The sequence below is a fragment of the Microbispora sp. NPDC046933 genome, assembly GCF_040644635.1.
Classification (GTDB): domain Bacteria; phylum Actinomycetota; class Actinomycetes; order Streptosporangiales; family Streptosporangiaceae; genus Microbispora.
The window spans coordinates 19,362-33,136 of sequence record NZ_JBEYWW010000043.1; the positions used below are offsets into that span (position 1 = coordinate 19,362).

Annotated in this window: 11 protein-coding genes; 3 read left to right on the forward strand and 8 right to left on the reverse strand. The window is 69.8% G+C overall.

The window, feature by feature from the left end; all coding sequences use genetic code 11:
* Positions 1-54: 54 nt before the first annotated feature.
* A complete protein-coding gene (gene dxs / locus ABZ857_RS38060) occupies positions 55-1,968 on the reverse strand; it encodes a 1-deoxy-D-xylulose-5-phosphate synthase (RefSeq protein WP_357053677.1) in 1,914 nt (637 codons plus the stop codon).
* Between the two features lie 239 nt (positions 1,969-2,207).
* On the opposite strand from dxs, the gene ABZ857_RS38065 reads away from it, so the two are divergent.
* The gene (locus ABZ857_RS38065) at positions 2,208-3,020 is read left to right on the forward strand and encodes a neutral zinc metallopeptidase (protein ID WP_357053680.1); all 813 of its coding nucleotides are present in this window, start codon (positions 2,208-2,210) and stop codon (positions 3,018-3,020) included.
* A gap of 5 nt (positions 3,021-3,025) precedes the next feature.
* On the opposite strand, the gene ABZ857_RS38070 is transcribed toward ABZ857_RS38065, so the two are convergent.
* The 5 genes from ABZ857_RS38070 to ABZ857_RS38090 form a co-directional block, all read right to left on the reverse strand.
* The gene (locus ABZ857_RS38070) at positions 3,026-4,231 is read right to left on the reverse strand and encodes an ROK family transcriptional regulator (protein WP_357053683.1); all 1,206 of its coding nucleotides are present in this window, start codon (positions 4,229-4,231) and stop codon (positions 3,026-3,028) included.
* A gap of 84 nt (positions 4,232-4,315) precedes the next feature.
* Positions 4,316-5,563, reverse strand: coding sequence for an ABC transporter permease (locus ABZ857_RS38075; protein ID WP_357053686.1), 1,248 nt, complete (start codon positions 5,561-5,563; stop codon positions 4,316-4,318).
* Positions 5,560-6,336, reverse strand: coding sequence for an ATP-binding cassette domain-containing protein (locus ABZ857_RS38080; RefSeq protein WP_079316459.1), 777 nt, complete (start codon positions 6,334-6,336; stop codon positions 5,560-5,562). The genes ABZ857_RS38075 and ABZ857_RS38080 overlap by 4 nt, the downstream gene beginning before the upstream one ends.
* Before the next feature lie 189 nt (positions 6,337-6,525).
* Positions 6,526-7,647 (reverse strand): substrate-binding domain-containing protein, encoded by a 1,122-nt coding sequence (locus tag ABZ857_RS38085; RefSeq protein WP_142559901.1) that lies wholly within the window; start codon positions 7,645-7,647, stop codon positions 6,526-6,528.
* Positions 7,648-8,186: 539 nt separating this feature from the next.
* Positions 8,187-8,912 carry a sulfite exporter TauE/SafE family protein gene (locus ABZ857_RS38090; RefSeq protein WP_357053690.1) on the reverse strand — a complete coding sequence of 242 codons (726 nt, stop codon included), beginning with the start codon at positions 8,910-8,912 and terminating at the stop codon, positions 8,187-8,189.
* Between the two features lie 177 nt (positions 8,913-9,089).
* Between ABZ857_RS38090 and ABZ857_RS38095 the strand changes: the two genes are divergently transcribed.
* Both ABZ857_RS38095 and ABZ857_RS38100 read left to right on the forward strand, forming a co-directional pair.
* The gene (locus tag ABZ857_RS38095) at positions 9,090-9,416 is read left to right on the forward strand and encodes a ribbon-helix-helix protein, CopG family (RefSeq protein WP_357053692.1); all 327 of its coding nucleotides are present in this window, start codon (positions 9,090-9,092) and stop codon (positions 9,414-9,416) included.
* A complete protein-coding gene (locus ABZ857_RS38100; RefSeq protein ID WP_357053695.1) occupies positions 9,406-9,738 on the forward strand; it encodes a type II toxin-antitoxin system PemK/MazF family toxin in 333 nt (110 codons plus the stop codon). Before ABZ857_RS38095 ends, ABZ857_RS38100 begins: the two co-directional genes overlap by 11 nt.
* A gap of 89 nt (positions 9,739-9,827) precedes the next feature.
* Here the strand turns inward: ABZ857_RS38100 and ABZ857_RS38105 are convergent, their stop codons facing one another.
* Together ABZ857_RS38105 and ABZ857_RS38110 are read right to left on the reverse strand one after the other, a co-directional pair.
* On the reverse strand, positions 9,828-12,602 hold the full coding sequence (locus ABZ857_RS38105) for an aconitate hydratase (RefSeq protein WP_357053698.1): 2,775 nt from the start codon (positions 12,600-12,602) through the stop codon (positions 9,828-9,830).
* Positions 12,603-12,857: 255 nt separating this feature from the next.
* On the reverse strand, positions 12,858-13,577 hold the full coding sequence (locus tag ABZ857_RS38110) for a metal-dependent hydrolase (RefSeq protein WP_357053701.1): 720 nt from the start codon (positions 13,575-13,577) through the stop codon (positions 12,858-12,860).
* Positions 13,578-13,775 lie beyond the last annotated feature (198 nt).

A 13,775-nucleotide genomic window follows, 5' to 3' on the forward strand; every position in this document is an offset into this window, starting at 1 on the left:
CATCACGTCGATGACCTGCAGACTTCCCGGTCACGCCGGGATTACTCATAGTTATCAATCGGTGGGCTGCGCCAGCCGCGCCGGATGGCTCTCCATCACCTGCGACCGGCGCGCCACGGCCTCCGTGATCTGACGGGCGAGGTCCTGCCCGGTCAGGCCGATGTCGGAGAGGATCTTGGCACGCTTGGCGTGGTCGAGGAACCGCTGCGGGATGCCGTAGGTCCGCACCGGCACGTCCACGTCGGCGTCGCGCAGCAGGCGCGCCACGGCGTCGCCCACGCCGCCGACCCGGCCGTTGTCCTCCACCACGGCGACCAGCTTGTGCGCGGCGGCGGCCAGCACCAGGGCCTGGTCCAGCGGCTTCACCCAGCGGGGGTCGACCACGGTGGCCGAGATGCCCTGCGCGTCGAGGAGGTTGGCGGCCTCCAGGCAGATCTCGGCCATCGAGCCGACCGCGACCAGCAGCACGTCGGCGTCCCCGGCGCGCAGCACGTCCATCTCGCCGAGCTTGCCGACGGCTTCGACGTCCGCGGGCAGGGCGCCCTTGGGGAAGCGGACCACCGTCGGGCCGTCCTCGATCCCGACCGCTTCGGCCAGCAGCTCGCGCAGCCGCGCGCCGTCGCGGGGGGCGGCCACCGACAGCCCGGGGATCACCTGGAGGATCGACAGGTCCCACATGCCGTTGTGGCTGGGGCCGTCGTCCCCCGTCACACCCGAGCGGTCGAGCACGACCGTGACCGGCTGCCGGTGCAGCGCCACGTCCATCAGGAGCTGGTCGAAGGCCCGGTTGAGGAAGGTCGCGTAGACCGCCACGACCGGGTGGAGGCCGCCGAGCGCGAGCCCGGCGGCGCTGGTCAGGGCGTGCTGCTCGGCGATGCCCACGTCGTAGATCCGGTCCGGGTACGCCTCGGCGAACGCCGCGAGGCCGGTGGGGTGGAGCATCGCCGCCGTGATCGCGACGACGTCCTTCCGCTCCGCGCCGATCTTGACCATCTCGTCGCTGAACACGTTGGTCCAGCTGTGCGGCTTGGGCCGCTCCTCGCCGGTCTCGATGTCGAAGGGCTGCGGCGAGTGGAAGCAGTCCTCGTCGTGGTTCTCCGCGTGCGCGTAGCCGTTGCCCTTCCGGGTGAGCACGTGGACGATGACGGGACCGCGGAAGCCCCTGGCGCGGCGCAGGGCCGCCTCCACGGCGCCCTCGTCGTGGCCGTCGATCGGGCCGACGTACTTCAGCCCGAGGTCCTCGAACATGACCTGCGGGGTCAGGATGTCCTTCAGGCCCTTCTTGATGCCGTGCAGCGTGTCGTAGAGCGGCGCGCCGACCAGCGGCACCCGGCCGAGGTTGCTCTTCACCAGCTCCAGCACGTGCTCGTAGCCCTGGGTCATCCGCAGGGACGACAGGTGGGAGGCGAGACCGCCGATCGTCGGCGAGTAGGAGCGCCCGTTGTCGTTGACCACGATGATCAGCGGGAGGTCCTTGCGCCCGGCGATGTTGTTCAGCGCCTCCCAGGCCATGCCGCCGGTCAGCGCGCCGTCGCCGATCAGCGCCACCACCGTGCGGTCCGTCTCGCCGCGCAGCACGAGCGCCTTGGCCAGCCCGTCGGCGTACGACAGGACGGTGGAGGCGTGGGAGTTCTCGATGAAGTCGTGCTCCGACTCGGCCCGGCTGGGATACCCCGACAGGCCGCCCTCCTGCCGCAGGGTCCCGAATTGCGCGGCCCTGCCGGTCAGCAGCTTGTGCACGTACGCCTGGTGGCCGGTGTCGAACAGGATCGGATCGCGGGGCGAGTCGAAGACCCGGTGGAGGGCGATGGTCAGCTCGACGACGCCGAGGTTGGGGCCGAGGTGACCGGCGGTCCTCGCGACCGTGGAGACCAGCAGGTCGCGAATCTCCTCTGCCAGCACCGGCAGTTGCCCGGCCTCAAGGCGCTTCACGTCGAGCGGATCCTTGACCGTCTCCAGAATCCCCACCGCTCATCCTTTCCGCTCGCCATCGAACGGATCGAGTCTAGTTCTAGGGAGGCCTGGTGGTATCAGGGGTTGCGCCGAACCTGCACAAGACCTTCCCGGTGCCGACGTCGATCCCGCTTTACCCGTCGCCGCCTCCTGCCCTACCCTCATGATCCACGCAAGGAAAGTCCGCGTTGCCGGGTCTTCGGGCCGTTCGCCAGATTCCTGACTATCTCTCTGTCCGCTTGGGATGCCCACTGATGATTCGCATAAGCCTCCGCGCGGCGTCCGTCGCGGTCACGGCGGTGGCGGGGGCCCTGTCCCTCACCGGTGCGGCTGGCGCGTCCGGCACGACGGCGACACCGGCCGCGTCGTCGGCGCGGCCCGTGCCCACCGGCCCGGGGGCGCTGACCAGGAACCCGCTCTACACCACGGGCGAGTTCGAATCCTCCGAGTGCACCGAGCCGAGCCGCCGGGCCGGCGACCCGGACTCCTACCGCGCCTACCTGGACGACCTGCTCGGCTGCCTCAACCACACCTGGAGCGAGGAGTTCCGGCAGGCGGGGCTGAGGTTCTCCCCGCCCAGGGTGCGTTACATCAGGAAGAGCGTGGACACGGGCTGCGGCCAGTACGTGGCGAGCTACGCGGCGGGCCTGTACTGCCCCAGGAACAAGACGATGTGGATCCTGCTGTCCGAGGAGGAGCTGTCCGACCCCACGGGGTTCGGTCTCTTCACGGTCGTCACCCACGAGTACGGCCACTACGCGCAGGACCGCGCCGGCATCCTGGCCGAGTTCGCCCGGCAGTCCTCCAAGGTGGGCAAGAAGCGGGCGGACGACCTCAACCGCCGCGTCGAACTGCAGGCCGAGTGCTTCTCCGGCGCCTTCGTCGGGAGCGTCTGGAGTTCACTCGGCCGCGACCGGCACGACTGGGACGAGCAGCTCAGGTGGGTCGCCGGCGACAGGTGGCACGGCAGGACGGGCAACATCCGCTACTGGCTCAAGCGCGGCTGGCACGGCAGAGGCCCGGAGGTGTGCGACACGTTCTCCGCCCCCGCCTCCAGGACCGCCTAGCCGCCTCAGGGAGCTACCCGGGACAGCGCTTCGAGGGGGTCGGCGAGCACCTGGGCGAAGGCCAGCTCCGCGGCCCCCATCAGCGTCGCGTCGTCGCCCAGGGCCGAGGTGCGCAGCCGCACCTGCTCCCGCGTCGCGCGCAGGGTGCCGGTGGCGATCCGGCTGCGCACCTGGGCGGCCGAGCCCAGGTAGATCTCCCGCAGGATGCCGCCGAAGACGACCATCTCGGGATTGAAGATGTTCACCAGGCTGGCGACGCCGAGCCCGAGCCAGTTCCCCACGTGGGCGAGGGCCTCCTGGGCCATCACGTCGCCCCGGTCCGCGGCGTCGACGACGGCGCGGACCGCGTCCCTGCCGATCATCTCGCCGTACCGGCCGGCGTGCTCCATCAGGGCCGGCTCCCCCACCTCGGCCTCCAGGCAGCCGCGCGAGCCGCACGCGCACGGGCGGCCGTCCGGGTTGACCACCATGTGGCCCACCTCGCCGCCGTACCCGCCGTACCCCCCGAGGAGCTGGCCGTTCACGATGATGCCGCCGCCGATGCCCACGTCGCCGTGCAGGTAGATCAGGTCGCGGCAGCCCGCGCCGATCCCGCGGGTGTGCTCGGCGAGCCCGCCGAGGTTGGCCTCGTTGCCCACCGCCACCGGCAGCCCGAGCGCGAGCCGCTTCGTCAGCTCCTCCCCCAGCGGCACCTCGAACGCGCCGATGTTCGGCCCGATCCTGACCACGCCGTCGGAGGCGCGGACCACTCCGGAGACCGCCGCCGCCGCGCCGACGCAGATCGTGTCCTCGCGCGTCTTGCGCCGCATCTGCCGGGCGAAGCCCGCCAGCGTCCCCACGACCTGCGCCATGTCGAACGGCCCGCGCGCCCGCGCGGCCTCCCGGCGGTCGAGGATCACGCCGCCGAGGCCGATCCGCGCGGCGGCCAGCCGGTCGACCCCGACCTCGAAGGCGAGCACGTAGACGCGGGCCGTCTCCGGGCGGACGACCAGCGACGGCCGTCCCGCCCGGCCGGTGTCCCTGGGCAGCTCCTCCCTGACGAGGCCGGCCGCCGTCAGGTCCGCCGTGAGCGCCATGATGGTGCTCCGGTTCAGCCCCATCAGCGAGGTCAGCTCGGCCCGCGAGGTGGGCCCTCCGAGGTGGACGTGCCGCAGCAGAGTCCCGAGGTTGTGCTTGCGGATCTCCTCCTGTGAGGGACCGGCGCGCATCATCGGGGCAGCCTCGGATTCCGTGGGGGTCGGGGGGGAACCTGAGCAGGTCAGGGGTCGGAGATCACCTTATCGGTCCCGATCACGTCATCTTCTGCCGGTCGCCGCCGCGCGCTTCCGCGACAGCGCGTCCACGCCCGCGGCGAGCAGGAGCACCGAGCCGGTCACGACGAACTTGACGCCGGCGCTGTAGCCCATGAGGCCCATGCCGTTCTCGATGACCGCGACCACCGCACCGCCGAGCAGCGCGTCGAGCGCCCGGCCCTTGCCGCCGAAGAGGCTGGTGCCGCCGATGACGGCCGCGCCCACCGCGAACAGCAGCACGTTGCTGCCGCCGGTGTTGGGGTCGACCGAGTTGGCCCGCGACGCCGCGATGATGCCGCCGATCGACGCCATGAAGGAGCAGATGACGAAGGCGGAGATGCGGATGCGGTCAACGTTGATGCCGGCCCGGCGGGCGGCCTCGGCGTTGCCGCCGACGGCGTAGATGTGCCGGCCGTACGCCGTGCGCCGCAGCACGAAGGTCCAGACGATCAGCAGGATCACGATCAGCGGGACGACGATCGGCACGCCCTTGAGCGACACGATCGCCGCGTTGCGGCTGCGCTCCAGGTTGAGCACGTACACCGCGAACCCGGCGACCACGGCGAGCGTCACGACCCGGGCGGCGATGACCGCGATCGGGGTGGCGACCAAACCGCGGCCCGCGCGGCGGCGCGCCTGCAGGAACTGGATGGCGGCGTACGCCGCGACGCCCACGACCAGCGCCGCCCAGCCGACGGCCGGCGGGACGTTCCTGTTCGCGATCGCGAGGATCGTCTCGTCGCGGATCGAGATGTTGGTGCCGTCCTTCACCAGCAGCAGCACGACGCCCTGGAAGGCCAGGAACGCCGCCAGCGTGACCACGAAGGAGGGGATGCCGAGCTTGGCCACCAGGGATCCGAGGACCAGGCCGATGACCGCGCCGGTGACCATCGCGGCCAGGACCGCGAGATACCAGGGCCAGCCCTGCAGGGTCAGCAGCACGGCGAGCACCGCCGCGCAGACGCCGCTCGCGAAGCCCGCGGACAGGTCGATCTCGCCGAGGAGGAGCACGAAGATCAGGCCCATGGCGATGACGGCGACCGCCGCCCCCTGGGTGAACAGGTTGGCGAAGTTGACCGCCGACAGGAACGCAGGGCGCAGGACCGAGAAGACCACGCAGAGGATGACGAGGCCGAAGACCGCGGGCAGCGCCCCCAGCTCGCCGCCCTTGACGCGCTCGATGTAGCCCTTGACGTGCACGCCGAGCGCGGACTCGGCGTTCTCCTGCTTGGGGAGCGTTTCGGTTGTCATGATGCCGCTCCGTTGCCGTTCTTGAGCCCGAGCTCCCCGCTGCGCCCGGAGGTGATCAGTTCCACGATCTGCGCGTGGGTCACTTCGGATGCCTTGACCTGGGCCGCCATCCGGCCCAGATACAGCGCCGCGATCCGGTCGGACACGGCGAAGACGTCGTTCATGTTGTGGGAGATGAGCACCACCGCGAGGCCCTTGTCGGCCAGGCGGCGGACCAGTTCCAGCACCTGCGCGGTCTGCGCGACGCCGAGGGCGGCGGTCGGCTCGTCGAGGATGACGACCTTGCTGTTCCACAGCACGGCCTTGGCGATCGCCACGGTCTGCCGCTGACCGCCGGACAGGCTGGAGACGTGCTGGCGCAGCGACTTGACGGTGCGGACCGACAACCCGGCCAGGGTCTTGGCCGCCATCTCCTCCATCGTGTCCTCGTCGAGGACCAGACCGCTGCGGCGCTCGCGGCCCAGGAACATGTTCTGGACGATGTCGAGGTTGTCGCAGAGGGCGAGGTCCTGGTAGACGATCTCGACGCCGAGCGCCGCCGCGTCCCTGGGCCCGCTCACGTGGACCCGCTCGCCCTCGAAGAAGTACTCGCCCGAGTCGATCGGGTGGATGCCGCCGATGCACTTGACCAGCGTCGACTTGCCGGCGCCGTTGTCGCCGACGAGTGCTGTCACCTCGCCCGGATAGGCCGAGAAGGCGACGTCGTGAAGGACCTGCACGGGGCCGAAGCTCTTGTTGATGCCGCGCAGTTCCAGGATCGGTCCCTGGGACACGATGGGCTACTCCGTAGATCGATGGGGCCGGTACGGCGCCGTTCTCCGGGCCGCCTCTCGTCGCTCCGGGCGGTGCGGGGCGCCCTGGTCCTTTCGGGACGGGGCGCCCCGCACGGTGCTCGTCGCGGCTCAGCACGTCACCCGCTCAGGGGGTCCGCGTCGCCGTACGCACCCGGTGGATGGATGTGCTTAGCTGATGCCGGCCTCGGTGCACTTGTCGGCGAAGTCGCCGGTGCACAGCTCGTCCTTGCTCACGAAGCCGTCGGCCACGACGTCCTTGACGTTGTCGAAGAAGATGGCCTGGGGCTCCAGCAGCACGGAGGGGACGTCACGGTTGCCCTCGGTGTCCTTGACCGAGCCGCTCGCCTGCGGCTGCTCGCCCTTGGCCAGCGAGACCGCGAGCTGCGCGGCGGCGTCGGCCTCCTTCTTGATGGCCTTGTAGACCGTCATGCACTGGTCGCCGGCGAGGATGTTCTGCAGGCCCTGCACGGTGGCGTCCTGGCCGGTGACCGGGACCTTGCCGTTCAGCTTCTGCTTCTTCAGCACCGAGATGGCGGCGTTGCCGAGGCCGTCGTTGGCGGCGAGGACGCCGGCGATCTTCGGCTCCTGGGTCAGCATCTGCTCGAAGATCGTGCCGGCCTGGGTGTTGTCCCAGTCCGGAACCGACTGGTCCGGGCCCTTCTTGTAGTCGCCGGAGTCGTACTTTGGCTGGAGCACGCCGTCGTAGCCCTGCTTGAACAGCGTGGCGTTGTTGTCGGTCGGCGAGCCGTTCAGCTCGGCGACGATCGGCTTGTCGGCCTTCTTGTCGGTCAGGCACTTGACCAGGCCCTCGCCCTGCAGCTTGCCGACCGCCGTGTTGTCGAACGACACGTAGTAGGAGGCGCTGCCGCCGAGCGTGAGGCGGTCGTAGTCGATCGTCGCGACGCCCTGCGACTTGGCCTTGTCCAGCACGGCCTTGCCGGTGCCGCTGTCGAGGTTGACGATCATCAGGACGGTCGCGCCGTTGGTGATCATCTGGTCCGCGATCGTCTGGAACGCGGTCTTGTCGCCCTGGGCGTTCTGGATGTCGTACTGCACGCCCGCCGTCTTGAACGCCTCTTCGAGGTACTTGCGGTCGGCGGTCTCCCACCGGGCGGAGGACTTGCTGTCCGGCAGGATGACGCCGATCTTGCCGGGCTTGGCGTCACCGGCGGCGGCCGAGGGGGCGCCGCTGGACTGCGCGGAGGTGTCACCGCTCTCGCCCCCGCAGGCGGTGAGACCGAGGGTGAGCGCCGCGGCCGCGGCGCCGATGCTGAGGATCCCCTTGCGCATGATGCGTGGGTCCTTTCTTTGGCTGGGGGTCTATGAGGGGGTGCGGCCGAGCCGGTGCCCCTTCCCGCCGTCTGGGCAGATCTTGTGGGCTGTAGGCACCTTGGCCACCCGGTACGGCAGGGGCCGGGTCACGGCGTTCACCGCTCCAGGGAATGTTGTTTGAGACAACGTAAGCCCAAAGCCGAGGTGGTGAAAGACACAGGACGGTAACGTTTGTTGTCCGCGGTAACAATGAAGAAACGCACGATCAACATCGGGAGGCGTTCCGTCCCGCCTGGCTCGACGGTCGATGGTGACATCTTCGTGACCCCCGGCCTCCTACTGTCGGCGGGGACGCCCCCCGTGTACGGCGGCGGGGCCGGGGATGCGGAGGCCGGTGATGCCCCAGCCCGTCCCGTCCTGCCAGTCGCCGCGCTGCCGTGCCGGCGGCCGTGAGGTCGTGCCCGGCCTGTCGCTGGAGATCGCGCCGGGCGAGCGCGTGGCGCTGCCCCGGGTGCCCGAGTTCGCGGGAGGCGCCCGCCTGAAGGAGTTCGCCACGCTCAGCGGGCGAGGCTCTGCCCGAGCAGCGCGCAGGCGGAGACGGCGGCCACCGTCAGGACGGCCGTACGGACCCGCCCGCCGTCGAGGTAGCGGCGCAGCGGCCCCGAGGCCGCGAAGCCGAGCAGGACGAAGGGCACCAGCACCGCCCCCGCGGCCAGGGCGCGCCCCGGGAGCCTGCCGAGGACGGCGAGGATGACGAGCGACTGCGCGGCGCTCAGGCAGAAGAACATCGCGAGCGTCGCCCGGATCTGCGGGCCGCGGGCGCTCTGGTAGACCAGGGCGATCGGCGGGCCGCCGATCCCGGTGGCCGTGCCGGTGATCCCCGAGAGGAACCCGGCGGCCGTCAGCGTCGCGCCGTTGCGCGGCACGGCGACGGCGCGGGCGGTCAACACGACGGCGACCAGCACCATCACGCCGACCAGCACGCCGAGCGTCGCCGTGCTCACGTAGACGACCACGAGAGCGCCGATCGCGCTGCCCGGCAGCCGGCCCAGCAGGGCCCACCCCGCCCCCCGCCACTCGGCCCTGCGCCACTCCCGGGCCAGGGTGAACAGCGGCATCGCCATGTTGACGACCTGGACCGCACCGGGCATCACCGCCGGATCGAGCAGCGTGATCAGGGGTGCGGCCACCAGGCCCAGCCCGAACCCCACCCCGCCCTGCACGACCGCCCCGATGAAGACCGCCACTCCCCCGATGAGCAGCAGCGCCACGTCGTGATCCATGCGCGGACCCTAGCGGCGCCCCCATACCGCCCGGCAACCGGTTATCCAGGGCCCAGGAACTCGGACAATCACCGTCAGTAATCGAAATATGTTGCGAGAGTAATCAGAGCCTTCGTAGACTCCCACGTGGCGACATCGCCGTAGCGCTTTTTGTAGACAGGATCGTAGCCTCGCGGTATGGGGAGCGAGCAACGCCACACGACGATCCGGGTCAGCGTCGAGATCAGAGACCTGATAGCGCAACTCTCGGAGCAGGAAGGCAAGAGCATGACCGCTTTGGTCGAGGACGCGGTGAGGGAGCACAGGAAGAAGCTCCGCTGGCAGCGTGTCGCGGAGCAGATGGAGCGGACGCGAAGAGAAGACCCGGAAGGCTGGGCGGAGTACGTCGCGGAGCGCGACCTGTGGCTGGGCCCTCCGTCAAATCGCATCGCCCCCGAGTGGGAAGGTCTGATCGATCTGCCCGAGGATCTCCCCGGCGAGTGCAAGGAGAGGGATGAGGGTTAGGCAAGGCGACATATGGTGGGCCGACCTCGGCGAGCCGATCGGCCGCGAGCAAGGGTACGGCCGGCCTGCCGTCGTCGTCAGCAACGACATCTTCAACAGGCTCGTACGGGACCCCGTGCTTGCCGTCCCGTTGACGACACGATTCCGCGGCTGGGACACGCACATCGAGATAGCGCCCGAGGAAACGGGTCTGCCGAAGACGAGCTGGGCGATGGTCGAACAACTGCGCGCGCTCTCACCTGAACGATTCGGCACAAGAATCGGAGTCGTTCCGCCCGACATACTGTCGGAGATCGCCGACTGGGTCGTCGACATGTTGTAGGACGGCGGCGCCCTCCTGGACGGGACTGAGATCCCGTCCAGGAGAGCGTCATGTCCGATAAGGATTCGGTTCAGCTCCTGGCGAGCCCCTCAGCTCTTGGCGAGCAGGGAGCGCAGGACGTACTGCATGATGCCGCCGTGACGGTAGTAGTCCGCCTCGCCGGGGGTGTCGATGCGCACGACGGCCTGGAACTCGACGTCCCCGGCCCGCACGGTGACGGTGGCGGGGGTCGAGCCGGTGTTCAGCTCCTCGACCCCGACGATGTCGAAGGTCTCCTCGCCGGTCAGGCCCAGCGACTCGGCGCTCTCACCCTCCGGGAACTGCAGCGGCAGCACGCCCATGCCGATCAGGTTCGACCGGTGGATGCGCTCGTACGACTCGGCGATGACGGCGCGCACGCCGAGCAGCGCGGTGCCCTTGGCCGCCCAGTCACGCGACGACCCCGAGCCGTACTCCTTGCCGGCCAGGACGACCAGCGGGATGCCGGCGGCCTGGTAGTTCTGCGACGCGTCGTAGATGAACGCCTGCTCCCCGCCCTTGGTGAAGTCGCGGGTGTAGCCGCCCTCCACGCCGTCGAGCAGCAGGTTGCGCAGCCGGATGTTGGCGAAGGTGCCGCGGATCATCACCTCGTGGTTGCCCCGGCGGGAGCCGTACGAGTTGAAGTCCCTGACCTCGACGCCGTGCTCGCGCAGGTAGCGGCCCGCCGGGGTGTCGGCCTTGATCGAGCCCGCGGGCGAGATGTGGTCGGTGGTGACCGAGTCACCCAGCTTGGCCAGGACCCGGGCGCTCCGGATGTCCGTCACCGGCTCGGGCTTGGCGGGCATGCCGTCGAAGTACGGCGCCTTGCGGACGTACGTCGACTCCGGGTCCCACTCGAAGGTGTCGCCCGTCGGGATCGGCAGCGACTGCCAGTGCTCGTCGCCCTTGAAGACGTCCGCGTAGTCGCGCTGGAACATGTCCTGGCTGATCGACTCCGACACGACGGCCGCGACCTCCTCGGGCGCGGGCCAGATGTCCTTGAGGAAGACCGGCTGCCCGTCGGAGCCGACGCCGAGCGGCTCGTTGTTCAGGTCGACGTCCATGGTCCCGGCCAGCGCATACGCCACCACGAGCGGCGGCGAGGCCAGGTAGTTCATCTTGACGTCGGGGTTGATCCGGCCCTCGAAGTTGCGGTTGCCCGACAGCACGGCGGTGACCGCGAGGTCGTTCTCCTGGACCGCGGCGGAGATCTCCGGCTCCAGCGGGCCGGAGTTGCCGATGCAGGTGGTGCAGCCGTAGCCGACGAGGTTGAAGCCCAGCTTGTCCAGGTACGGCTGGAGGCCGGACCGCTCGAAGTAGCCGGTGACGACCTGGCTGCCCGGGGCGAGCGAGGTCTTCACCCACGGCTTGCGCGACAGCCCCTTGTCCACCGCGTTCTTCGCCAGCAGGGCCGCGCCGAGCATGACGTACGGGTTGGAGGTGTTCGTGCAGGACGTGATCGCGGCGATCGTGACGACACCGTGGTCGATCTCGAACGAGGTGCCGTCCGAGAGCGTGACCGGGGTCGGCCGGTGCGGCCGCTCGCCGTTGCGCCGCACGGTGTGCGGCACGTCGCCCGCTCCACTGTGGGAGATCGCCGGAGAGTCCGACGCCGGGAACGACTCGGCCGACGCCTCGTCGGCGGGGCCCTCGATGCACTCGTCGGTGACGTACGTGCGGACCGCCGCGCGCCAGGCCGACTTGGCGTCCGCCAGCGGGATGCGGTCCTGCGGGCGCTTGGGCCCGGCGATCGACGGGACGACGGTCGACAGGTCGAGCTCGATGTACTCGCTGAAGACGGGCTCGGGCGCCGAGGGGTCGAGCCAGAGGCCCTGCTCCTTGGCGTACGCCTCGACCAGCGCGACCTGCTCCGGGGAGCGGCCGGTGAGCTTGAGGTAGTCGACGGTCTGGCCGTCGATCGGGAAGATGGCGCAGGTGGAGCCGAACTCGGGGCTCATGTTGCCGATCGTGGCGCGGTTGGCCAGCGGCACGCTGGAGACGCCCTCGCCGTAGAACTCCACGAACTTGCCGACCACGCCGTGCTTGCGCAGCATCTCGGTGATCGTGAGCACGAGGTCGGTCGCGGTGGCGCCGGCCGGCAGCTTGCCGGTCAGCTTGAAGCCGACCACCCGCGGGATCAGCATCGAGATCGGCTGGCCGAGCATCGCGGCCTCGGCCTCGATGCCGCCGACGCCCCAGCCGAGGACGCCGATGCCGTTCTCCATCGTGGTGTGGGAGTCGGTGCCCACGCAGGTGTCCGGGTAGGCCTTGCCGTCGCGGGTCATGACCACGCGGGCCAGGTGCTCGATGTTGACCTGGTGGACGATGCCGGTGCCCGGCGGGACGACCTTGAACTCGTCGAACGCCGTCTGGCCCCAGCGCAGGAACTGGTAGCGCTCGCGGTTGCGCTCGTACTCCCGCTCGACGTTGCGCTGGAAGGAGTCGGGATGACCGAAGAAGTCGACGATGACCGAGTGGTCGATGACCATCTCCGCCGGCGCGAGCGGGTTGATCTTCGCCGGGTCGCCGCCCAGGTCGCGTACGGCCTCGCGCATGGTGGCGAGGTCGACGACGCAGGGCACGCCGGTGAAGTCCTGCATGATCACGCGGGCGGGGGTGAACTGGATCTCCACGCTCGGCTGGGCGTTCGGGTCCCAGCCCGCGATGGCGCGAATGTGGTCGGCGGTGATGTTCGCGCCGTCCTCGGTGCGGAGCAGGTTCTCCAGCAGGATCTTGAGGCTGTACGGGAGGCGCGCCGACCCCTCGACGGCGTCCAGCCGGTAGATCTCGTATGACGCGTCACCGACGCGCAGCGTGTCACGGCTGCCGAAGCTGTTCGCGGACACGAAGTTCGCCTCCCCAGGGTTCCGGGCTTGTCACAGGTTTCGTGTGCATCCTCCCGCACGCACGGGACACTCCTGACAATTAGGTTGCCCTAACCTGTGCGGCTCGGCGGATGTCTCGACGTCAAGATATCCCTCAAGATATCTCGACATCAAGTTACTAGCGGGTAGGCCGACGGCCATAGCATCGACGTCGGCAAACAGCCGGATTTTTCGGCTTTCGGGAAGTTCCTACGGATGCTTCGGGCGCGTCCCCGCTCAGGCGGGCATCAGCCGCAGGCAGAACAGCGCGATCACCACGATCGACAGGGCGGGGCCGAGGAACTGCTTCTCGAACGCCTTGCCGGTCTTGATGCCGATGTCCCACGGCAGGAGCCAGCGGCCCTTGATCGGCCATAAGACGGGACAGCCGCGCTCGGTCAGGCAGTCGCCGATCACGTGCACCAGGCAGCCGACCCCGATGGCCAGCCCCAGCCAGGAGTAGGTGACGCCCAGCGACATGAAGGTGAGGAACAGCCCCGCGGTGAGCCCGATGTTCACGACGGCGGAGGTGAGCGTCTTGCCGGGCACGCCGATGCCCACGGCGCGGATCGCCAGGCCGATCATCAGCACGACCAGGATGTCTCTGCCGATGGCGTAGCGATCGCCGAGCAGGTGCGCGCCCACTCCCATCAGGACGCTGAACAGCAGCGAGTGGGTGGCGTGCCGGTGCCCGCCGCTGACGAAGTTCACGCCCTTGCTGAGCAGCCAGGTCACCGGTCCGAACGTCTGGGCGATCGTGGCACTGGGGTGGTCGAGATCGGGCAGCATGGCCGCGCCCGCGCACACCACGGCGCCCGCGACGAGCTCGGGCGGGGTCAGGATCGGCCCCGTCAACGTCGCCAGCTCCGGATGTCCCACCGCCTCCGGCAGCGCCACCAGGGCCGGCGCGACCGCCAGCCACACCGCGGCCCCGCTGAGGGCGTGCGAGTGCCCCATCATGACAAGATCACGCTTCGAGAGCGTACGGCAAAGCACCGACAAATTCCGCGAAGCACCCACCCGCCGGGCGCGTGTCGCACCCCCACCCCACCGCACCGCACCGCAACGGGGGCCGGAACGACAAAGACGGGATCGTCCCGCTCCAAGAGCACCCCCCAGCCCTCTCAGAGCAGAACGATCCCGTCTTCGTGAGAG

What these genes read in the sequence shown, in the direction of transcription:
- ABZ857_RS38070 (WP_357053683.1), bottom strand. Translation starts at nt 4,231, where the DNA reads ATGATGCGCGCCGGTCCCTCACAGGAGGAGATCCGCAAGCACAACCTC.
- ABZ857_RS38100 (WP_357053695.1), top strand. Translation starts at nt 9,406, where the DNA reads ATGAGGGTTAGGCAAGGCGACATATGGTGGGCCGACCTCGGCGAGCCG.
- ABZ857_RS38090 (WP_357053690.1), bottom strand. Translation starts at nt 8,912, where the DNA reads ATGGATCACGACGTGGCGCTGCTGCTCATCGGGGGAGTGGCGGTCTTC.
- ABZ857_RS38110 (WP_357053701.1), bottom strand. Translation starts at nt 13,577, where the DNA reads ATGGGGCACTCGCACGCCCTCAGCGGGGCCGCGGTGTGGCTGGCGGTC.
- ABZ857_RS38085 (WP_142559901.1), bottom strand. Translation starts at nt 7,647, where the DNA reads ATGCGCAAGGGGATCCTCAGCATCGGCGCCGCGGCCGCGGCGCTCACC.
- ABZ857_RS38075 (WP_357053686.1), bottom strand. Translation starts at nt 5,563, where the DNA reads ATGACAACCGAAACGCTCCCCAAGCAGGAGAACGCCGAGTCCGCGCTC.
- ABZ857_RS38095 (WP_357053692.1), top strand. Translation starts at nt 9,090, where the DNA reads ATGGGGAGCGAGCAACGCCACACGACGATCCGGGTCAGCGTCGAGATC.
- ABZ857_RS38065 (WP_357053680.1), top strand. Translation starts at nt 2,208, where the DNA reads ATGATTCGCATAAGCCTCCGCGCGGCGTCCGTCGCGGTCACGGCGGTG.